This window comes from Mesorhizobium opportunistum WSM2075 (genome assembly GCF_000176035.2).
Lineage (GTDB): Bacteria > Pseudomonadota > Alphaproteobacteria > Rhizobiales > Rhizobiaceae > Mesorhizobium > Mesorhizobium opportunistum.
On the sequence record NC_015675.1, the window covers coordinates 4,062,319 to 4,083,418 of the forward strand.

20 protein-coding genes and 2 tRNA genes are annotated in these 21,100 nt (G+C 60.1%); 16 read left to right on the plus strand and 6 right to left on the minus strand.

Annotated elements, in window-relative coordinates; genetic code table 11:
- The first annotated feature begins 240 nt into the window (after positions 1-240).
- The 5 genes from MESOP_RS19580 to MESOP_RS19600 all read left to right on the plus strand — a co-directional run bounded on the left by MESOP_RS19580 (position 241) and on the right by MESOP_RS19600 (position 3,745).
- Positions 241-729: an Hsp20 family protein gene (locus tag MESOP_RS19580; protein WP_013895075.1), complete on the plus strand. Its 489-nt coding sequence runs from the start codon at positions 241-243 to the stop codon at positions 727-729.
- Between the two features lie 66 nt (positions 730-795).
- Entirely contained in the window at positions 796-1,242 is a 447-nt protein-coding gene (locus MESOP_RS19585) for a hypothetical protein (RefSeq protein ID WP_013895076.1), read from the plus strand.
- Between the two features lie 46 nt (positions 1,243-1,288).
- Positions 1,289-1,588 (plus strand): DUF982 domain-containing protein, encoded by a 300-nt coding sequence (locus tag MESOP_RS19590; RefSeq protein ID WP_013895077.1) that lies wholly within the window; start codon positions 1,289-1,291, stop codon positions 1,586-1,588.
- 426 nt (positions 1,589-2,014) lie between these two features.
- Positions 2,015-2,461 carry an ATP-dependent DNA ligase gene (locus MESOP_RS19595; protein WP_013895078.1) on the plus strand — a complete coding sequence of 149 codons (447 nt, stop codon included), beginning with the start codon at positions 2,015-2,017 and terminating at the stop codon, positions 2,459-2,461.
- Between the two features lie 324 nt (positions 2,462-2,785).
- Complete coding sequence (locus tag MESOP_RS19600; RefSeq protein ID WP_013895079.1) at positions 2,786-3,745, plus strand: IS1595 family transposase; 960 nt, start codon at positions 2,786-2,788, stop codon at positions 3,743-3,745.
- Between the two features lie 187 nt (positions 3,746-3,932).
- Here the strand turns inward: MESOP_RS19600 and MESOP_RS19605 are convergent, their stop codons facing one another.
- Complete coding sequence (locus tag MESOP_RS19605) at positions 3,933-4,634, minus strand: hypothetical protein (protein WP_013895081.1); 702 nt, start codon at positions 4,632-4,634, stop codon at positions 3,933-3,935.
- 1,376 nt (positions 4,635-6,010) lie between these two features.
- On the opposite strand from MESOP_RS19605, the gene MESOP_RS35175 reads away from it, so the two are divergent.
- Entirely contained in the window at positions 6,011-6,322 is a 312-nt protein-coding gene (locus MESOP_RS35175) for a hypothetical protein (RefSeq protein ID WP_140780136.1), read from the plus strand.
- On the opposite strand, the gene MESOP_RS19615 is transcribed toward MESOP_RS35175, so the two are convergent.
- Both MESOP_RS19615 and MESOP_RS19620 read right to left on the minus strand, forming a co-directional pair.
- A complete protein-coding gene (locus MESOP_RS19615) occupies positions 6,309-6,767 on the minus strand; it encodes a phospholipase D-like domain-containing protein (RefSeq protein WP_049802383.1) in 459 nt (152 codons plus the stop codon). The genes MESOP_RS35175 and MESOP_RS19615 overlap by 14 nt on opposite strands.
- Before the next feature lie 121 nt (positions 6,768-6,888).
- Positions 6,889-6,963: transfer RNA gene (locus MESOP_RS19620), tRNA-Asn, on the minus strand.
- Positions 6,964-7,184: 221 nt separating this feature from the next.
- On the opposite strand from MESOP_RS19620, the gene MESOP_RS19625 reads away from it, so the two are divergent.
- Entirely contained in the window at positions 7,185-7,445 is a 261-nt protein-coding gene (locus MESOP_RS19625) for a hypothetical protein (protein WP_041164196.1), read from the plus strand.
- Positions 7,446-7,456: 11 nt separating this feature from the next.
- Here the strand turns inward: MESOP_RS19625 and MESOP_RS35725 are convergent, their stop codons facing one another.
- Positions 7,457-7,729, minus strand: a complete 273-nt coding sequence (locus MESOP_RS35725; protein ID WP_167313563.1) for a hypothetical protein — start codon at positions 7,727-7,729, stop codon at positions 7,457-7,459.
- Between the two features lie 224 nt (positions 7,730-7,953).
- On the opposite strand from MESOP_RS35725, the gene MESOP_RS19630 reads away from it, so the two are divergent.
- The 3 genes from MESOP_RS19630 to MESOP_RS19640 all read left to right on the plus strand — a co-directional run bounded on the left by MESOP_RS19630 (position 7,954) and on the right by MESOP_RS19640 (position 10,352).
- Positions 7,954-8,027 (plus strand) — tRNA-Cys (locus tag MESOP_RS19630).
- A 90-nt stretch (positions 8,028-8,117) separates the two neighbouring features.
- Positions 8,118-8,786, plus strand: a complete 669-nt coding sequence (locus tag MESOP_RS19635; protein WP_013895084.1) for a protein-L-isoaspartate O-methyltransferase family protein — start codon at positions 8,118-8,120, stop codon at positions 8,784-8,786.
- Positions 8,787-8,966: 180 nt separating this feature from the next.
- Positions 8,967-10,352 carry a TolC family outer membrane protein gene (locus tag MESOP_RS19640; RefSeq protein WP_013895085.1) on the plus strand — a complete coding sequence of 462 codons (1,386 nt, stop codon included), beginning with the start codon at positions 8,967-8,969 and terminating at the stop codon, positions 10,350-10,352.
- An 11-nt stretch (positions 10,353-10,363) separates the two neighbouring features.
- Here the strand turns inward: MESOP_RS19640 and MESOP_RS35730 are convergent, their stop codons facing one another.
- Entirely contained in the window at positions 10,364-10,696 is a 333-nt protein-coding gene (locus MESOP_RS35730) for a hypothetical protein (protein ID WP_167313526.1), read from the minus strand.
- Here MESOP_RS35730 and MESOP_RS19645 point away from each other — a divergent pair.
- The 6 genes from MESOP_RS19645 to MESOP_RS19670 all read left to right on the plus strand — a co-directional run bounded on the left by MESOP_RS19645 (position 10,638) and on the right by MESOP_RS19670 (position 20,684).
- The gene (locus MESOP_RS19645; protein WP_013895086.1) at positions 10,638-11,507 is read left to right on the plus strand and encodes a PopZ family protein; all 870 of its coding nucleotides are present in this window, start codon (positions 10,638-10,640) and stop codon (positions 11,505-11,507) included. The genes MESOP_RS35730 and MESOP_RS19645 overlap by 59 nt on opposite strands.
- 264 nt (positions 11,508-11,771) lie before the next feature.
- Complete coding sequence (locus MESOP_RS19650) at positions 11,772-14,555, plus strand: valine--tRNA ligase (protein WP_013895087.1); 2,784 nt, start codon at positions 11,772-11,774, stop codon at positions 14,553-14,555.
- A gap of 359 nt (positions 14,556-14,914) precedes the next feature.
- Positions 14,915-16,135, plus strand: coding sequence for an OmpP1/FadL family transporter (locus MESOP_RS19655; protein ID WP_013895088.1), 1,221 nt, complete (start codon positions 14,915-14,917; stop codon positions 16,133-16,135).
- Between the two features lie 387 nt (positions 16,136-16,522).
- Positions 16,523-17,815 (plus strand): OmpP1/FadL family transporter, encoded by a 1,293-nt coding sequence (locus MESOP_RS19660; RefSeq protein WP_013895089.1) that lies wholly within the window; start codon positions 16,523-16,525, stop codon positions 17,813-17,815.
- Between the two features lie 306 nt (positions 17,816-18,121).
- On the plus strand, positions 18,122-19,846 hold the full coding sequence (gene ilvD, locus MESOP_RS19665) for a dihydroxy-acid dehydratase (protein WP_013895090.1): 1,725 nt from the start codon (positions 18,122-18,124) through the stop codon (positions 19,844-19,846).
- Positions 19,833-20,684, plus strand: coding sequence for a tetratricopeptide repeat protein (locus tag MESOP_RS19670; RefSeq protein ID WP_013895091.1), 852 nt, complete (start codon positions 19,833-19,835; stop codon positions 20,682-20,684). Before ilvD ends, MESOP_RS19670 begins: the two co-directional genes overlap by 14 nt.
- Positions 20,685-20,722: 38 nt before the next feature.
- Here the strand turns inward: MESOP_RS19670 and MESOP_RS19675 are convergent, their stop codons facing one another.
- Positions 20,723-21,040 (minus strand): hypothetical protein, encoded by a 318-nt coding sequence (locus MESOP_RS19675; RefSeq protein ID WP_013895092.1) that lies wholly within the window; start codon positions 21,038-21,040, stop codon positions 20,723-20,725.
- Between the last annotated feature and the right edge of the window lie 60 nt (positions 21,041-21,100).

Consider the following 21,100-nt stretch of genomic DNA (forward strand, 5'->3'; position numbering starts at 1 on the left):
CCGGCCCATGATCCACGCACTCGCTAACGTCACGCATGTAGTCGCTAGGGATCACGACACGGCTCTCACAACAGCGGTCTCGTACCGCCAGGGAAGGATCGTTGGTACTGTTCCGAAAAAATTTCGCAACGATCTCTTGAAGAGAAAAAACGCGATTCCCAGATCGTTTTCCGTCGAGGCTACGGCTCGACAAAATGGCGTCGCGGCGACGCTGCGGCGGCCTCCCCGGAGGATATGGCTATGAGAAGCTTTGATTATGCCCCCCTTTACCGCACAACCGTCGGCTTCGACCGACTCTTCGACATGCTCGAAAACAGCGTGCGTTCGGACTGGCCTCCTTACAACATCGAGAAGAATGGCGACAATGACTATCGCATTACGATGGCCGTCGCCGGCTTCGGTCTCGACGAAGTGGAGCTTGTGCAGAACGGACCCGAATTGTCCGTGATCGGACAGAGGAAACCTGACCAGGAAAATCGGGAGATCCTCCATCGCGGTCTGGCGATAGGCAACTTCAAACAGGTGTTCAAACTTGCAGACCACGTCAAGGTCAAGGCAGCCAATCTCCAGAATGGCCTGCTGTCGGTGGACCTGGTCCGCGAAGTGCCCGAGGAACTCAAGCCCCGGCGCATCGAGATCAGCTCCGAAGCCAAAGGGCTTCCCCTCAAGAAATCCGACAAGAAGGAAGCCATCAAGCTGAACGCAGAACCGGAGCGCGAAGTAGCTTGACCCTGCAATCCAGTTTGTTGTCTGCCTCCCGGCTCTGCCGGGAGGCACAGATTGCGGAGAATGGAGATGAAATCCGAAGCTTACGATTATCATGAACCGAAAAACCTCGCCGCTGAATACGCTGCGCTGCAGACACCTGATGACGTGCTGAAAGAGGAGATGACGATCGGCGCAAAACGGGCTTTGCTCGCTTACTGGGCTTCCGATGTCCATGCGGTTCCGGGCAGGCCTGCCTTACGTCAATTGGAAAACGGTGTCATCGTGAAGGTCGGCGATATCCTTCGTGCTCTCAACCAGTTGGACGAAATTGAAGGCAAGCCGCCGGTTTCCAGGGAGTGGAGTAACGGCGGCCGATCCTCAGATCGGCGTCGCGACAAAGCCAGGCGCAGCTGGCTGCGGTATCCCTGGCGAGATGACGATGATGATCCGCCGCCGGTTCCCGCGTATGTCGCGGTCCCGCCCAGACGCGGAGATGGTGGCGTGTTCGCGCAGCCTGAGCATGCAGCCGCGTGACAAGCCGATTCAGCAAACTGGTTCGCTCAACCGAAAGGAGGTCTAGATGGGCGATAGGATGTTCGATCAACCGGTGTTGGTAATCAATGGCCAGTTCATTCAAGAGCTGGGATGTCTCGAAGACGCTTTCGATTTCTTGCATGATTGGCCACGGGAGCGGCGGGGCCCGATTTTCGAAACCGCCTTCCGGGCCTGCCAGCGTGCTTACGACGGCCAGGTTTCACTGTCGGTCGCGCGCGATGCTGTTGCTGGGTTCGCAAGATCCGTCAAAATCCTGCAAGAGCCGCTTGCTCCGCTCCCCTGGATGGGCGGCATGAATTCCGGCCGCGGCGGGATCGCGGCTTGATTTCGACAATGATGGCGGCGCCACGAAGGTGGCGTCGCTGCCGCTATGCTGCTCTTCCGGATGTCTGCGCCGCCGTGCAACTTTCCGGGGGTCGGCGGGCCGAGGTCCGATAGCTTCGTCATCCCCATCGAACTTTCAGTTCGTCTAAAATGTTCCGGAACCCTCCGTTCCGTCAAAATCTAATGATCAGGAACGCACACTGGAAAGCACGTGCGGTAACGGTTGATTCAACCATCGATGGTAATTTGGTGTGCAGTGGCGGCTCCGACATGGGGGCGGGCGCTTGAGTGCCGGAGCCGCCTGCGCAGCCCGGTTGGGGTTTGACCGCGCCGTCCTAGAATGGGACAGCGCGGTCAACGATTCGTTAAAATTTTCCGGAACTAATTAAGCGCATCCTAATTGGGTCGCGATTCGCGAGTCAGTTTCATGCGTTTGAAGTTTATCCATCCGATGGAGCCCGAACTGGTCGATACGCCACCGCAGGGCGATGACTGGCTCCACGAGATCAAGTTTGACGGCTACCGCACCCAGGTCATCAAGGACAAAGACGGCATCCGGCTGATCACCAAGAACGGCTACGACTGGACGGGCCGCTACATCCAGCTCGCAGGCGAAGCGGCGGCGATCGAGGCGGAAGACTTCATCATCGATGGCGAGGCGATCACCATCAATGAGGCGGGCCTGGCCAAGGCAGACAAGCGGCAGCGCCTTTGGGACCACGTCCAAGGCAAGATAGGCGGACCGGCGTCTGCAAGGCTCAAGAGCGACAAGGCCGAATGGCTGAAACCTGGTCTAGTCGGCCGGGTGCGGTTCCTGAAGGGCGAGGAGAAGCTGCGCCATGCCAAGCTGCTGGATTTCAGGGATAGGCAATAGACCAGACCGCTCCACCTCACTTGAGGATGAAGTAGAGCGGGACAAGCATTGAAAATGCTGCGACGCCAGTGAGGAAAAGGTCTGTGATCATGAGCCCCCGCTCGGAAATTCATGAACCACTTCCATAGCCAATTTAGCTAAAATGCAAGGAGCGCTCCGCTTTGGTCATTCTTTTGCGCGGATGGGTCCAAATTCACACCCTTGGACTCTATCGCGCAACCTCAAGGTAGTGCTAGGCGAGGCTGAAGCAGGAATATAATCCGCATATTATACTTGACGTACCCACGCAATCGGAATAGGTTGACTCCATAAGGAGTTAGACCGATGTCCGTTCTTTCAGACCGCCACTTCCACGACGAAGCCGCCGCCTACAAGTTTGTAGAAGCCAGGATTTGGCCGAACGGTCCTGTTTGCCCGCATTGCGGCGGCTTTGAGCGTATCTCGAAGATGGAAGGCAAGAGCACCCGCATTGGCGCCTACAAGTGCTACCAGTGCCGCAAGCCCTTCACCGTGAAGATCGGCACCATCTTTGAAGCCAGCCACGTCAAGCTCAACCATTGGCTACAGGCGATCTTCCTTATCGCTTCGTCAAAGAAGGGCATTTCGAGCAACCAGCTTCACCGCACCCTTGGCGTGACCCTGAAAACCGCATGGTTCATCTCGCATCGCATTCGTGAAGCCATGCGCGACGGCAAGCTTGGCCCGCTCGGCGGCAACGGCATGATCGTAGAGGCCGACGAGACCTATTACGGCCCGACCAAAGAGAAGCGCACCATGACTACAAGCGGTCGCCCCTTCACCAAGAGTGGCAAGACTGGCCCGTCGAACAAGCGCGCCATCCTTGGCCTAGTCGAGCGCGGCGGCAACGTTCGCACCTTCCATGTTGTGCAGGCGACCAAGGTCAATGTCGCTGCGCTGGTGACTGAGAACGTCCATCGCGAAAGCACCCTCTACACCGACGAGAGCAAGCTCTATCACGGCATGGACGATCATTTCGCCGGCCATGAGACCACCAAGCACACTGGCGGCGAATACGTTCGCTACGTTGGCGATGCCGTCATCCACTCGAACACCATCGAAAGCTATTTCAGCGTGTTCAAGCGTGGCATGCGCGGCACCTATCAGCATTGCGCCGAGAAGCATCTGCACCGCTACCTCGCCGAATTTGACTTCCGCCATAATTCGCGCGTAGCCCTTGGCGTGAACGATGAAGCGCGCGCCGTCCGCATCCTTGATGGTGTCGTCGGCAAACGCCTGACCTATGAAACGACTAGTGCAAGGTGAGGCACCCTATGGCGTCTGGCGACCATCCAAATACCGCCCGAAAGCCGCCCGCAAAAAAGACCGGGAAGCTTAGTCAGAAAGAACAATCCGAGCGGTTCAAGGAGGCCGCTCGGGAGCTAGAAGTGGACGAAAGCGGAGATGCTTTTCGACGCGCGTTGGACCGCGTTCTCCCGGAGCGCAAGCCGACTTAGCCGAAGTGCATATTCTCCGGCATAAACTCGTAAGGCCGTATTCTCACTGTCACTATCAGCCGAGCATCGTTCGCGTTGAATTGCCCGTTGATCGGCTCAAGCAGGCGATCGGTATCCACGGCAACGCGAGTGATCAGCTTGTCATCCTCCAACAGGCAGAAGAATGGTTTTTCATCGTCCTGAGGAATGCGGCCAGCGTAATTCTCTCCCGCCTCCGGGATTCGCAATGCATCCAAAAAGGTCTTTAGCCTGTTATCGATATCGCCACCCCAGACAACGTCACCGGGTCTGTCAGGTCGCAAAAACAGTATGTCGAGGGAGCAGGTTAGATCTAACTCTGCGGTTACAAGCGGCACGAAGCCAAAGCCGTAGTGGCTGTGTCTAGCACTTAATTCCTTGCTGCTGATAGCTATGGGCGGATCAGGCTGCCGGGTGGCGAGAAAAGCCGCACCCTTCGAGACATGGGTTTCACTAAGTCCGGGCCAATGATCCCAAAGCCGCTTCAACTGCAAATGCATTGCGCGCCGAATGTCGTGCCGGTTTTGAGTAGCCTTCGGCGGCTGCCCCGGACGTGCGTCGCGCTGGGTAGCGTAGAGCGGACCAGCGTAGGTCAGCCTAAATTCCATGATATCCCCAAGTGGGTCGGCGAAGTCCGGGTCTTCCAATAGGACGCGGTGCTTCTGGGCATGATCGCACATTGATCATACCTCACTGGGTACGCGAAGTACAATATGCTGAATATAATCCTCCCGTTGCGGCGAACCCTTCAACGGAGATCGCCTTGCCTCAGAAGACCCTCGCCGACACCCTGGCCGCCCGCGAAACAGTCTATGTCACCTGTGAGCACCCTATGTGCTGCAGGTCGACCCGCTTCGACATCCAAGTGCCGATTGACCGGCTCGGACCGGATCACGGGTCAATGCATCAGGATCTTGCCGGATTGTTCATCTGCTCGGCATGCGAAGCTGATGGCCGTGATCGCCGGCCGGTGTTCTTCACATCTGTTCCTGACTACGAAAGCCACACGCGAAGCTCAACAGCGACTGGAAGCCGACGTTCAAACGATAAGATGGCCACCGGCAGGGCGGGCTGGCAAGATCTGGCAAGATCGTACGCGTCCACCGAATGTGACATTGGGGCAACCTGATCGCGCGAACGAACATGCGAACGGAACAGTCGCTTGACGCTCGAAGCAGACTGCGAGAGCGTTGTGCTGTCCGGGGGTAAAGCGGCGCACGGCTCGTCGAGAGCTGTTAAAGGCGGGGGCCTTTCTCGACGAGCCTGCCTTCGGACATAGGCGCTCGCTAACGGAGATCGGCGACAAGGTGCGGGTCGAGGAGGCACCCCAAATGGACAAGCGGCAAAACAGGATCGTTGAGGCGTATTGTCTCATCGCCGTTCCGGCATCAATGCTTCTCACGATTGTACTAGCTCAAATGATCCTTGGCTGAGAGCGCTAGGCGTCATGGCGAAAGGCTGGACGTGCCATAAGCCCGTGAAGCCCTATGCCGAAGAGAGCATCGGCCGACGTGAAGTGATAGAAAATGGTCATGTCGTCCGCAGCCTAGCTCCGGTGCCTTCGCCATTCGTGATGTCAACATTGTGCGTAGCGTACGCCGCGACGATCTTTGCCTTCGTGGTCTCGCTCGCATTTCCGGTCTGTTCGTAGCGATGAACCGTCGTGAATGCGATACCAGCTTTCTCGGCAAGGTCGCGAACTGACCACCTCAGGACAGCGCGGGCGGCTCTGTTTGCTTCAGGTGTTAGTGGAGCATTTTGCATACAGTTGTAACTATTACCGTTGATGACTTTGCGTACAGGCTTTAGGCCCGCTGCCAATGGTGGCGGGCTTTTTCATGCTGCTGACATGGCGCTGCACACGAACCATTTCGAGGAGACGCCGGGCGCCCGCTCGGGCCTAGGGCAGGGGGCGGCTTCTTGCGAAGTGTCTTATATTAGCAATACACGATATATTAACGGCTTCTGATGCAGCCTTCCGCACGGAGGACTGGTATACGACGTACCAACGCGCGCCTGTAGCGCCGGGGACGCTCGACCAATGCGGAGCAAGCGCATGAGTGTCGGAACAGCTCTCGAACAATTGCTGCGGTTGATTCATCGCCGAGCCATGAAATTAGCGGCGTTGCCAGAGGATGAAAGGGATTTACACTACGATCTCATCCGGCTGTCATGTTGCAAAGCCGCCGAGCACATTGGGCAAAGTCCCGACGAGGCAGCCATCACGGCAAACGATATGGTTGGGTTTGTTCGCGCACTGGTCGGAATCGTTGAGGTGGGCTGTCGATCAGATCAAGGGCGAAGCGACGATCGGCCGCCGCCGATACGACATTTTGGTGGTGGGGAGAATGGCACTACGCGCATCTAGAGATGGCCCGCTGGCTCACGGTGGCGGGCTCAGAGTGGAGCGGCGGCTTCCACATGTCGATGTAGGCCGGAATCTTAAGCACTGCGACTTCGGCCGGCACCACTGTTATCGACGCTGGGGATCTCGCTGCCAGATCCTTGAATGACTGACTCACATTCCAGACCTTGGCGTCATCGACGATAATAAGTCGATCATGCAGCAGTCGGGCGCCCGTGGTTCGCGCCTTGATCGGGCGCTTGGCGTCATATTGGGCTGACCATCGTCTAACAGCCGGCGCCAGTGTGGCCTTCACAGAGGCGCCGTCGCATAAAAGATCGATCTTCACGCCTTCGGCGCCCATTGGAGCGAAGTCGGTCAGAATCGTCTCATCCAGATAAGGGTCGACGATGAGCAGCCTGGATCGAGCTTCCTTGAGAATCTTGCCGATGGCGGACATGGCGTCCATGGCATTCCCTACCGGCAGAAACGCCCCAGAGGTCGCGGCCGGCGCCGCGAGTTTGTAGCCCAGATGGAGTTTTGGCTGAAGGAACCGAAGGGCAGTCTATAAGCTAAGTGCTTGGAATTGTTGGCTCCCCGGGCCGGATTCGAACCAGCGACCAACCGGTTAACAGCCGGTTGCTCTACCACTGAGCTACCGGGGAACAGAGGCTCTTCAGCAAGTGGCGCAGCCTATAGCAAACCCTTTTCCGCTTTGCAAAGAAGCATTTCGTATTTTTCCGAGACTTTTTCGCTCGGGCGTTTCTCGCAATCGGCGGCGGCCGCCCTCATATTAGCCGTCTTGGCGATCGGCGTGGAACCGAAATGGTGGTCGCGGCTTTCGTAAACAGGTATTGTCGAGGCACAGACGGGACAGCCATTCGCGATGACGGCAGCAGACGAAAACCGGATACCGGCACGAAAGATCTCGGTGTTCGGGCGCGAGTTCACCATGCCGCAATCGCGCGGGCTCAGAATCACGATCGGCGTGCTTTTGACGATTGGCGGCATTCTCGGCTTCCTGCCGATTCTCGGGTTCTGGATGGTGCCGCTCGGATTGCTGGTGCTCTCCTATGAATTTGCCATGGTGCGCCGCCACCGTCGCCGCTTCGTCATCTGGTGGGAGCGGCGGCGACGGCCGGATTGAGCGGCCGGGCGTCAGCCGCGCCCTCGATCGCCTGTCAGCAATGCCCTTGTTCGGGTTCCGGATTTTCGTGGATCCGGTTTGCTCTCCGCGCTTCTTTCCAGGTCCTCGCGGATTTCCTTGAGAACAGCGGCGGCCGAGGCGAGGCGCGCGCGATCACGCGGCGAAAGCCGGCTGGTGCCTTCTATTGCAATGCACTCGATGGCGTAACGCAGCAGCTCCTCGCATGCTGATCGCGACAAGCCGTCCCAGGCGCTCGTTCCATTGTTCCGGATTGCCGGCCGCATGGCGCAGTCCTCCTCGTTCCTCAACGGCGGCAAGGGCGTGGAGTTTCTCCCAATCTGCTGATATACCTAACGCGTTGCTAATGTGCGTCGCGACCATTGTGGCCGCGATGCTCGATATGGAGAGGCAAATTCATGCAGAGGAAACCGCGCGGAATGCGTGGTGGCCGCTTGACGCCATTTTCGCCGCAACCTATTGGAACCGGGTGGAACGCCGGGAGCAATGAGGCCTCGTGGCGGAGTGGTTACGCAGAGGACTGCAAATCCTTGCACCCCGGTTCGATTCCGGGCGAGGCCTCCAATGCCCCAGGCTCCCGCGCGCCAGCGCCGGGGCCTGAAGTTCCGATCGTAATGAACCGCGGTTTGGCGCGGCAAGCGGATTGGTTGGGACATGAACGCTGATTTTTCCGAACTCCGCGTCAAGATGGTCGATGGTCAGGTTCGCACCACCGACGTGACCAGCGCGCCACTGCTCGACGCGATGCTTTCGGTCCCACGCGAGGATTTTGTCGGCGCCGCCCAGCGTGAGCTTGCCTATATCGACGAAGACATCCGTATCGCCACCGGGGCCGGTGGCGCACGCTACCTGATGGAAGCCTCGCCGCTGGCCAAGCTGATGCAGCTGGCCGAAATCAGCGCGGCCGATTCGGCGCTCGATGTCGGCTGCGGCACCGGCTATGCCTCGGCCCTCCTGTCCCGGCTGGCGAAGTCCGTGGTGGCGCTCGAAAGCGACCCGGCGCTGGCCGAAACCGCCAGGTCGACGCTTTCCTCGCTGGGCTGCGGCAATGTGACCGTGGTCCAAGGGGCGCTGGCGCAGGGCCATCCGGCCAAGGCACCCTACAACGTCATCTTCATCGGCGGCAGCATCGAGAAAGTGCCGGAATCGCTGCTCGACCAGCTCGCCGAAGGTGGACGCCTGGTCGCCGTCGAAGGACAGGGCAATTCCGGCGTGGCGCGACTTTTTTTCAAGGCCGGGGGGGTTGTAACCGGGAGAAGGGCATTTAATGCGGCAATTAAGCCACTACCCGGGTTCGAACGTGAGCATGCTTTTGAATTCTGAATGATTTGGCCTTGCAGCAGAGGCTTTGTCATGGTCGCTTGCATTTGAACAATCGTTGCAAATCCCAAACTGGGGGCACTTTGGGCTGAGCGACGGGGAACATGAAACACGCCACGCCGGTTGCTCCAGGGAGAAACCGGCGCGGCGCGGTTCCCGTGGAAAACGAATGAGGGATATACCGTGCCGTCTGTATCCAAGACCCTTTTTGCCGCTGTCCTTGCCTCCGCGACAGCGCTTTCTTCGCTGACCGCCTCGGCGGAAACCATCTCCGGCGCGCTCGCCAAGGCCTATCAGTACAACTCCACGCTGAATGCATCCCGCGCCGGCGTGCGCGTCACCGACGAAGGCGTGGCCATCGCCAAGTCGGGCTGGCGCCCGACGGTTACGGGCTCGGCCAACATCGATTATACGAACACGCGCCGGGCAAATGGCGGCAGCAACTCGAAGCTGACGTCCGGCAGCTACGGCATTCAGATCAACCAGTCGCTGTTCGACGGCTTCCAGACCAGGAACAACGTGGCCGCGGCCGAATCCCAGGTCAAGGCGTCGGTCGAAAGCCTGCGCAACACCGAGGAGAACACCCTGTTCAGCGCGGCCACGGCCTATATGGACGTGATTCGCGATCGGCAGATCGCGGTGCTGACCGAACAGAACCTGCAGTTCCTGACCGAGCAGGCGCGTGCGGCGCGCTCGCGTTTCGAGGTTGGCGAGGGCACGCGCACCGACGTTGCCCAGGCCGACGCGTCGCGTGCCTCGGCGGTGGCCTCGCTCAGCGCCGCCCGTGCGCAGGCGTTGGCCAGTGCCGCGACCTATCACCAGGTGGTCGGCGACGAGCCGGGCAAGTTGAAGCCGGCTTCGCCATTGGGCAGGCTGCTGCCGTCGAGCCTCGACGCGGCGATTGCCATCGGGTCGAATGAACATCCGGCCATTCTCGCCACCCAGCATCTTGTCGACGCTGCCGCGTTCTCGGTGAAATCGTCCGAGGGCGCGCTGTTGCCGCAGCTGTCGGCTTCGGCCGGCATTTCGCAAGATTATCGCAAATCCATTCCCGACGTCACCGGCTCCAACGGCAATTCGACCTCGGCCAATATCGGCGCGACGCTGACCATTCCGATCTATTCGGGAGGCCGGACCTCCGCGCTCGTGCGGCAGAGCAAGGAATCGCTCGGCCAAGCCCGTATCCAGGTCGACGTCAGCCGCGACCAGGTGCGTCAGGCCGTCGCCACGGCATGGTCGCAATACACCGCCGCCCAGCAGAGCGTCTCCGCCAACAAGCAGGTGATCGACGCGGCGCAACTGGCGCTGAATGGCGTCATTGAAGAGCGCAATGTCGGCCAGCGCACGACACTCGACGTGCTGAACGCGCAGGCTGCGGTCATCACCGCCAAGATCAACCAGGCCAATTCCGAGCACGATGTGGTGGTGGCGAGCTATGCCATCCTGTCGGCCATGGGGCGCCTGTCGATCGACCGGCTCGCCTTGCAGGTGGCGAAGTACAAGCCCGAGGAGCACTACAACGCCGTCAAGGACAAGTGGATCGGCCTGCGCACTCCGGACGGCCGCTAGGCTCCGCCGGGTCACATTCCGACCCTCTTGGCCTGTCCCGCTTTTTCGGCTTCACGCTCTATCTCCCTGTTTCGGCGCAATTCCCCAGGGAAAGCGCTATGCGCTTTTCCCGGGAAAGCCGTTTCACGATTTTCGCGGAATTGCTCTAATCTGTTGAAATCCCACATGTCCCCAGATTGGGGATTCTCGTGCGGCGATCCGTCGGTTACGCTGTGGCCATGATTCGAATCCGGCTTTTTGCCGGAGCGGAAGACTACTGAGGTCACAAGGGCGGCGGATGTGACGATGGCGACGGCAAGCAGCGCACAGCGCGAACCTTCCATGGAAGAGATACTGGCTTCCATCAGGAGGATCATCGAGGATAGCGACAACGGCCGCAAGCCGGGCGAGGCCGATGAGCTGCGCCAGGACCTGGAGCCGGCATCGGGCGCGGCTGCAACCAACGACGTCGACGCGTTTCGCGCCGAGTTGCAGGCTGCCCCCGAAGTCAGGAAGCCGGCCGCGCTGGCGGAAGTACCGGTCACGCTTGGCGAAGTGCGGGCGCCATCGCCCGAGCCGGTGATCGCACGCATGGAATCGGTGTCGCGTGCCGATGCCGCCCCGGTCAAGCCGGCGATGACGCTTGCCGAGGTCAGCGCCAGGATCGCTGCGGAGCCGGTGCCTGCCGTCAGGACGGATGCGCCAATGGTCCCGCAGGTTGGCGCCCCCGAGGCCAGTGCGACGAGCGATGCCATCGTCGCCGATTGGCGGCGCGAGATCGCCGCGGTTGGGGAGCAGGCGAAGGCGATGCCGGACAGGAGCGTCCGCAAGCCGGTTGCCCAACCCGAGGCGCCAGCGGATGAACCGGCGGCGGAGCCTGCTTTCGAGCGGCCTTCTTCAAGCGGTGCTCCGGCAGGCACTTCCGAGGTGCGTGCGGCAAATGAAGCGCCCGCGGTCCGCGCCGCAATCCTTTCCGAGCACACGGGCCGGCAGGTGGCCGCTGCCTTCGGTGAGCTGTCCGACGCCTTTGCCAGCCGCAGCAAGAAAACATTCGACGAGATGGCCGAAGAGATGCTGCGGCCGATGCTGCAGGACTGGCTGGACAACAATCTGCCGACGCTGGTCGAAAGACTGGTGCGCGAGGAGATCGAGCGCGTCGCGCGCGGCGCGCAGTAAGGATCACAGCCCATTCCGGAATCAAAGCGCCGTCATCGGTCGGCGCTTTCCTGAAGCCGATGCGCTCTACAGCAGCGCCGGCAGGGTATTGCCGTGATGCCGGTGGTCAAGACGCGACTGGCACTCGCACGACCTTCCGTTGAAATGGACAAGGCCACGCCTATCTGCTTGTGGTGAACCGAGTCCGCCCTTGCGGTTGACTTGGCAGAGGCCTTCCGATTTACACCGAACCAGCAAAATCCCGACAGCGCGGACCGTTTCCCCATGCTTGAAAAGACCTACGACGCAAAGACCGTCGAGCCGAAGATCGCCAAGGCGTGGGAAGAGGCCGACGCGTTTCGCGCCGGCGCCGGCGCCGAGGAGGGCGCCGAGGCCTTCACCATCGTCATCCCGCCGCCCAACGTCACCGGCTCGCTGCATATGGGCCACGCGCTCAACAACACGTTGCAGGACATTTTGGTGCGCTTCGAGCGCATGCGCGGCAAGAACGTGCTGTGGCAGCCGGGCATGGACCATGCCGGCATCGCCACGCAGATGGTGGTCGAGCGCCAGCTAATGGAAAAGCAGATCCACCGCCGCGACCTGACGCGCGAACAGTTCATCGAGAAAGTGTGGGAGTGGAAGGCCGAATCCGGCGGCGCCATCTTCAACCAGCTGAAGCGGCTCGGAGCCTCGGCCGACTGGTCGCGCGAACGCTTCACCATGGACGAGGGCCTGTCCAAGGCCGTGCTCGAAGTGTTCGTCACGCTCTACAAGGAGGGCCTGATCTACAAGGACAAGCGCCTTGTGAACTGGGACCCGAAACTGCTGACCGCGATTTCCGATCTCGAGGTGGAGCAGCAGGAGGTCAACGGCAATCTCTGGCACTTCCGTTATCCGATCGAGGGCGTGGCGTTCGACCCGGAGAACCCGAAAACCTTCATCATCGTGGCGACGACGCGGCCCGAGACGATGCTGGGCGACACCGCGGTCGCCGTGCATCCGGATGATGAACGCTTCCAGCATCTGGTCGGCAAGAACGTGGTGCTGCCGATCGTCGGCAGAAAGATCCCTGTCGTGGCGGACGAGTATTCCGACCCTGAAAAGGGTTCGGGCGCGGTCAAGATCACGCCGGCGCATGATTTCAACGACTTCGAGGTCGGCAGGCGCCACAAGCTGCCGGCGATCAACATCCTGACCGTCGAAGCCGCCATCAAGCTCAAGGATAATGAGGATTTTCTCGCCGGCCTCGATATGACGCCCGAACGCCTGGCGGTCTGGGACGAACTCGACGGGCTCGACCGTTTCGCCGCGCGCAAGAAGATCGTCGAACTGATGGAGGCCGGCGGCTTCCTCGACAAGGTCGAGCCGCATCGCCACGCCGTGCCGCATGGCGATCGCGGCGGTGTGCCGATCGAGCCGTTCCTGACCGAGCAATGGTATGCAAACGCTGCCGAACTCGCCAAGCCGGCGATCGCCTCGGTGCGCGAAGGGCGCACCAAGATCATACCGGGCAACTGGGAGAAGACGTACTTTCAGTGGATGGAAAATATCGAACCTTGGTGCATCTCGCGCCAGCTTTGGTGGGGTCACCAGATACCCGCATGGTACGGGCCGGACGGGCGCGTCTTCGTCGAGAAGACCGAAGAGGAGGCTTTGAGCGCGGCGATAGAATATTATCTGGCCCTGGAAGGGCCGTGGAAGGCCTGGGTCGAGGACAAGCTCGAGAACTACAAGCCGGGTGAGATCCTGACCCGGGACGAGGACGTGCTCGACACCTGGTTCTCGTCGGCGCTGTGGCCATTCTCGACGCTGGGCTGGCCGGACCAGACGCCGGAGCTGAAGACCTACTACCAGACCGACGTACTGGTGACCGGCTTCGACCTGATCTTCTTCTGGGTCGCCCGCATGATGATGATGGGCCTGCACTTCATGGATGAGGAGCCGTTCCACACGGTCTATATGCACGCGCTGGTGCGCGACAAGAACGGGCAGAAGATGTCGAAGTCGAAAGGCAACGTCGTCGATCCGCTCGACCTCATCGACGAATATGGCGCCGATGCGCTGCGCTTCACGCTGGCCGTGATGGCGGCGCAGGGGCGCGACGTGAAGCTCGATCCGGCGCGCATCGCCGGCTACCGCAATTTCGGCACCAAGCTGTGGAACGCGACTCGCTTCGCCGAGATGAACGAAGTCGCCCGCAACGACGATTTCTGGCTGAACGACGCCAAGCTGGCGGTCAACCGATGGATCCTGACCGAGCTGACGCGCGCGGCGCGCGAGGTCACCGACGGCATCACCTCATACCGCTTCAACGAGGCGGCGGGCGCTGCCTATCGCTTCGTCTGGAACCTGTTCTGCGATTGGTACCTGGAACTGCTGAAGCCGGTGTTCATGGGCACGGACGAGGCGGCCAAGGCCGAAAGCCGCGCCTGCGTCGCCTTCGTGCTCGACGAGATCTACAAGCTCTTGCACCCGATGATGCCGTTCATGACGGAAGAGCTGTGGGCGCAGACGGCGGGCGAGGGCAAGGAGCGTGAGTCGCTGCTATGCCATGCGGCGTGGCCTTCGCCGGACTTCGAGGACGCGGCCGCGGCCGCCGACATCAACTGGCTGGTCGATCTCGTCTCCGGCATCCGCTCGGTACGCTCGGAGATGAACGTGCCGCCGGGCGCAATAGCGCCGCTGGTCGTCGTCGGCGCCAACGCCGTGACGCGTGAACGGCTGGCGCGCGAAGAGTCTGCGATCAAGCGCCTGGCGCGTGTCGGCGACATCTCGCTCGCCGATGCCGCACCCAAGGGCTCGGCGCAGATCGTGCTCAACGAGGCGACGATCTGCCTGCCGCTCGGCAGCCTGATCGATCTCGCCGCCGAGGCCTCACGACTGCAGAAGGAACTGGCCAAGGTCACCGAAGAGATCGCACGCCTGCACAAGAAGCTGTCCAACGAAAGATTCGTCGCCAGCGCGCCGGCCGAGATCGTCGAGGCCGAACGCGAGAAGCTCGCCGAATACCGCGATGCGCAGGACAAGCTTTCGGTGGCGCTGACCAGGGTCCGCGACGCCGGTTGAAAGGCAAGATTCGCCGTGACGCCGGAGGGGATTCCCATGCGTCACCTGCCTCGAAGACGGGCATTCCCTTGCGTTAATATTGACGTAAACGGAAACTTTTAGCCCCATTGTTGCCATAATGTAACAATGGGGCGGTAACCCCTTAAAAACGGCTATTTTTGAGCCATTTTAGTCGTTTTCTCTCGCTTTTCGGGCCGCCACAAGCTTCGCTAGGCGATTTTAAGCGTTCTGGCGCTGCGTCGCATTTTGTCAAAAATGCGTTTGGCGAACATGTACATGTACGCCTCTGAATTCGTTGTTGCACCGTTAACCCGAATTGGTTCTAGCTTGATGCACTGGTTATTCGGGGGAGGACATCCATGAACACTTTGCGTTTGAAAGCACTGCTGGGGGCGGGGTGCTTTTCGCTGGCTTTGATCGGGACGGCGCATGCCGGCGGCTTCGACCGGGGCGGCGTCAATATCGATCAATTATTTGACGCTTCGCCGTATTCGTTCGACGCTGGCGTTACCTATGTGTCGCCACAGCGCAAGCTTAAGAATGTGAAGCGTCTGGACGGTTCGGGTCTATCAACGTCGGAAGTAGACGTCGGTGGTGACTATGCGGTGCCTCGTATCGGGATCAAAGCCAACATATTCGAGCCGGTAGACTGTCTGGTAAGCTATTCTCAGCCCTACGGCGCTGATGCGGATTACGGTACGAACAACGCCTATTCGCCGACCGCCGTCAAATACTCGGTTAAAACCAACGATTACGGTCTCACCTGCTCTTACAAGTTCAATGTCGGCAAAGGCGCCTTTAGATTTATTGGCGGCGTTTCCTACCAAGATGTCGATGCATTTTTGTCTCGACAGACGCTGTTGGCTTTTGGCAACACAGGCCTCGGGAAATTCCACCTTACGGACTCGACATGGGGATGGCGTGCGGGCACCGCGTATGAAATCCCGGACATCGCCCTGCGTGCGAGTCTGATGTATTATTCGAGCTATAAATATGACGGACTATCCGGAACTGTCGATACGACAGGCTTCAGCGGAACGTTTCCTGCAAATATCGTACCAGGCTCTACTGGAATATATCCGGTGTCCGCCTCCGCTGAGATACCCCAAGCTCTCGAGTTCAAGTTGCAGAGCGGCATAGCTCCAGGTTGGCTTGCCTTTGGCTCGGTGCGTTGGCAGGAGTGGAGCAAGCTCGGCATTATCCCAATCAGTGGCGTACGTAGCCCTGTGACAGGTGCTCCTTCACCGGTTTCGTTCGATCTCCTCTATCGGGACGGGTGGACGATTTCAGGTGGTATCGGTCACAAGTTTACTGACCAGCTATCGGGCTTGATTTCGCTGACATGGGATCGCGGAACTTCGACGACATCCGGTTATCAATCAGACACATACGCCGTGGCAACGGGTATTTCTTATTCGCCGAACGACAAAGTTGAAGTCAGGCTTGGCGGCTCGATCGGCGTGCTGACCAGCGGATCGTCCACGTTCACCGGTGTAGGTGACACGGCAAATGCCATAACATACACTTACGGCAACGATCTGCTCTTGGCAGGCTCTGCTTCAGTCAAGGTCAAATTCTAAGGTTTCGAAAATTCAAAGTGAGAGGCCGGGCAATGCCCGGCCTCTTTGCTTGTCTGCCAGCCGACTTTTCAAAAACCACTCCAAGAATGCATGCCCTAACATTACTGTTGACGTAAACGGAAGTTTTTGCCGCATTGTTGCCGTAATGTAACAGTGGGCGCATTTGGCCATCAGAGACTGCGTTCCCGAGCTATTTTGGCCGTTTTTCGGGGGTTTCGCGGGTGCCTTGAGCGCAGACGGGCATCTCAAGCCTAACCGCTTGGACGTTCAGCACGTCGGAACACAACTCTAAAAAAATACGTACATGTACGCCTCTTGAAATCGTTGTTGCGCAACCCATGCAAATTGGTTCTTGCTTGAGTTGTGCTCGATTTCGGGGAGAGATTCATGAACAATTTGCGTCTGAAAGCGCTGCTGGGGGCAGGGTGCTTTTCACTGGCTTTGCTCGGGACGGCGCTCAACTCAGCGCATGCCGGTGGCATCGAGCGCGGCGGCTACGACATCGATCTGCTGTTCGATCCGGCGCCGTTTGCCGTGGACACCGACGCGACCTATGTCTCACCGCACCGCAAACTAAAGAACACGGTCGACACGTCAGGAAACCCGGCTCCGCTCAGCGGCAACAGCTCGACCCGCAACACCGAGGACTATTGGGTCCCCTACTTCGGCGTCAAGGCATCACTCGGTCATGGGGTGGATTGCCTACTTGATTACTCGCAGCCATGGGGCGCGAGTTCGAATCCGGGCATTTGGAACGGCTCATATTCCAATATCGAAACCAGCATCAAGAGCAATAATTACTCCGGCACCTGCTCCTACAAGATGGACGTCGGCAAGGGCCAACTGCGCTTTATCGGCGGCGCTTTTTATCAAGAAGTCTATGGCTTTAAGACAAGCTATATCGGCGGTGTTCCTGACCTGTCGGGCGCCTTCCCCGTTCCCGCCAATTTCGTCGGGCGCGTCGATCTGAAGGCAGACGGTTGGGGATGGCGAGCCGGTATTGCCTACGAAATTCCCGATATCGCTTTGCGTGCCAGTCTGGTTTACAATTCCCAGGTCAAGCTCGACAATATTTCGGGTACGCTCGATACGACGTCCCTGGCTCCGATCGCGGCTTTTCTGCCCCCCGGCTCTTCTGCGGTGACCGACATTTACGGTTCGGCGAAGATGCCAGATTCGGTGGAATTGAAGCTTCAGTCCGGCATCGCTCCTGGTTGGCTCGCTTTTGGTTCGATCAAGTGGGTCAACTGGAGCGTGCTGCAAAGTGTTCCGATCTGCTCGACGGCAAGCAAGGGTGTCGCACCCTGTACATCGGTTTCCCCAAGCCCTGTCAGGCTAACCTCGCTCGATCTGATGTATCGCGACGGCTGGACAATTAGTGGCGGTATCGGCCACCAGTTCAACGAGCAGTGGAGCGGTGCGGTCCAGATCGCATGGGATCGGGGCACCTCGCGTGGCTATGGTGACCAGACGGACACCTGGACTTTCGGTGGCGGTGTTGCCTACACGCCGAAGCCGAATATCGAATTCAAGCTCGGCGGGGCTCTCGGTGTGCTGACCAGCGGTCACTCTGGAGAAGTCTCCGATAGCAATGGCTACGTCGCCGGTACGGACGTCCGCTACGACTTCGGCAACGATTTGGTTGCAGCGCTTACCGGCGGCGTCAAGATCAAATTTTAAGTCGTTGGAAATACGACATAAAGGTCGGGCAATGCCCGGCCTTTTTCGTTTGAGCCGGCGTGGCCCCTGCGCTTGGTATCCAAGCCGCGTTGCATATAGACGGCACCGTTGCCGCCTCGTGCGATTGTGACGTTTTGGCAACACTTTCTGAACAACCCCTGGGCTAGAAGCCGGGCCGAGGAAATTGCCCATTTCCCGCCATAAACCCGGCGCACCTCGATCTTGTCTCGGGACACGCGCCAAAAGGCTCGGCGATGGGAGAGGCCGCACCGCCCCATTTGCAGGGAAGATGGGGCAAGGAAGAGAATGGACGCCAAAGTCATTTCCAAGGCCAAGCTCCCTAGCCGCTATGTGACCGTCGGTCCGGCGCGTGCGCCGCATCGCTCCTATCTCTATGCCATGGGCCTGTCGGCGGCCGAGATCGCGCAGCCGCTGGTCGGCGTCGCGTCCTGCTGGAACGAGGCGGCTCCCTGCAACATCTCGCTGATGCGCCAGGCGCAAGTGGTCAAGAAGGGCGTCGCCGCCGCCAACGGCACGCCGCGCGAATTCTGCACCATCACCGTCACCGACGGCATCGCCATGGGCCACCAGGGCATGAAATCGTCGCTGGTGTCGCGCGAGGTCATCGCAGATTCGGTCGAACTCACCATGCGCGGCCATTGCTACGATGCGCTGGTCGGCTTGGCCGGCTGCGACAAGTCGTTGCCCGGCATGATGATGGCCATGGTGCGCCTCAACGTGCCGTCGATCTTCATCTATGGCGGCTCGATCCTGCCCGGCAGCTATCGCGGCCGGCAGATCACCGTGCAGGACGTGTTCGAGGCTGTCGGCCAGCACTCGGTCGGTAAGATCGATGATGCCGAACTGCTCGAGATCGAACAGGTCGCGTGTCCCTCGGCCGGCTCCTGCGGCGCCCAGTTCACCGCCAACACCATGGCGACCGTCGCCGAGGCGATCGGCCTGGCGCTGCCCTATTCCTGCGGAGCGCCTGCGCCTTATGAAATGCGCGACCGCTTCAACTTCGCGTCCGGCGAAAAAATCATGGAACTGATCGCGAAAAACATCCGGCCGCGCGACATCGTCACGTTGAAGGCGCTGGAGAATGCCGCGACCGTGGTCTCGGCCACCGGCGGCTCGACCAATGCGGCCCTGCATCTGCCGGCGATCGCGCATGAAGCGGGGATAAAGTTCGACCTGTTCGACGTGGCCAGGATTTTCGAGAAGACGCCTTACATCGCCGATCTGAAGCCTGGCGGCAAATATGTCGCCAAGGACATGTTCGAGGCCGGCGGCATTCCGCTGTTGATGAAGACGCTGCTCGACCATGGCTATCTGCACGGCGATTGCCTGACGGTCACTGGCCGCACTTTGGCCGAAAATATGGAGCATGTTTCCTGGAATGAACACCAGGATGTGGTCCGCCCGGCCAACAGACCCATTACCCAAACCGGCGGTGTCGTGGGGTTGAAGGGAAACCTTGCCCCCGAAGGCGCGATCGTGAAGGTCGCGGGCATGACGGAGTTGAAATTCTCCGGCCCGGCGCGCTGCTTCGATTCGGAAGAGGAATGTTTCGAGGCGGTGACGCATCGCAATTACCAGGAAGGCGAGGTTCTCGTCATCCGCTACGAAGGGCCGCGCGGTGGGCCGGGCATGCGCGAGATGCTGTCGACGACGGCAGCACTCTATGGCCAGGGCATGGGCGGCAAGGTGGCGCTGATCACCGACGGCCGCTTCTCGGGCGCGACACGCGGCTTCTGCATCGGCCATGTCGGCCCCGAAGCGGCGGTTGGCGGCCCGATCGGTCTCATCCGGGATGGCGACGTGATCTCGATCGACGCGGTGAATGGCACGATCGAAGTGGCGCTGACCGAGGCCGAACTGGCGGCGCGGGCAAAGAGATGGAAGGCGCGCACGACCGACTATCAATCGGGCGCGATTTGGAAATACGCACAGACGGTAGGTTCCGCCCGCGACGGCGCGGTCACCCATCCGGGCGGTGCGAAAGAAACACACTGCTATGCGGATATCTGAGTTGTTGAAGTCAACACCAGAGTTGTTGAGGTCATCTGTCCTTCCGGCACTGGTCGCGTTTGCGATCTTTGGCGCCGTGGGCCAGGCTTTGGCCTTCGACGACAAGGTGTTCGACGACAAGACCGGCGTGAAGCCGCAATCCAGTCCCTGGGCGGTGTTCCAGTTCGGCTTCTCCGCCTACAAGAACGGCCACAAGGAACAGGCCGCCGAGGCCTATAAATACGCCGCCGAAAACGGCCAGATCGGCGCCACCTGGAAGCTTGCCCGCATGTATGCCGAGGGCGACGGCGTGGCGCGCGACGACTATGAAGCGTTCAAGTTCTTCTCGGAGATCGTCGACCAGGACGTCGAGCCCGGTTCGCCCGAGGAAAGCTACGTCTCCGACGCGCTGGTCGCGCTCGGCGATTACCTGCGCAAAGGCATTCCTGGCAGCCCGGTCACCGAGAACGAGGTGGCGGCACAGGAATATTACATGCGCGCCGCCGCCAACTACCGCAACCCCAACGCCCAGTTCGAGATGGGGCAGATGTTCCTGAAGGGCGAGGGCGGGGTGAAGGCCAGCGTCAAGCAGGCCGGGCGCTGGTTCCAGCTTGCCGCCGAGAAGGGCCATGCCGGTGCGCAGGCGACGCTTGGCCACCTGCTGTTCCAGAGCGGCAAGATCGTTCGCGGCCTGGCGATGATGACGGCGGCGCTCGAACGCGCCTCGCCGGCCGATCAGCCCTGGATCCGCGGCATGCAGGAAGAGGCCTTCGCCGCCGCCGGCGAAGCCGACCGGCGCACCGCGATCTCGCTCGCCGACGACATCCTGACCAAGGGCACCACCAACGCGGAACAGTAAGGGTGATCTCCCCAAAGGGGGATCAGACAACGGGAAAATCAGTTCTCGGTGGGTTCCGTCGGCACCATGCTTGGCGCGGGCGTCGAGATCGGGGTGACGTGCAGGTGTGGCGCCATGGTGTTTTCGGGGCAGTTGTCGCCGACCTTCGTCCAGGATGTGTTGTTGAGCACCATCTCACAGCGAGCCAGATGGCTCTGGTCGGCAACGGTCAGGCAGGCGACCTGACCAACCGGATAGGATTTGCCATTGGCAAGACATTCCGGGGCGGCGAAAGCCGGCACCATAGCGGCGGTGGCAAATGCCAAGCCGATCGGACAAACAACAAATCGAATGCTCATGGGAACCCCAGCCGCCATGATGATCTCCCATCATGCGCCTGAATGTGGCGACATGAGGTCCAGCTCGGCTGTGTCATC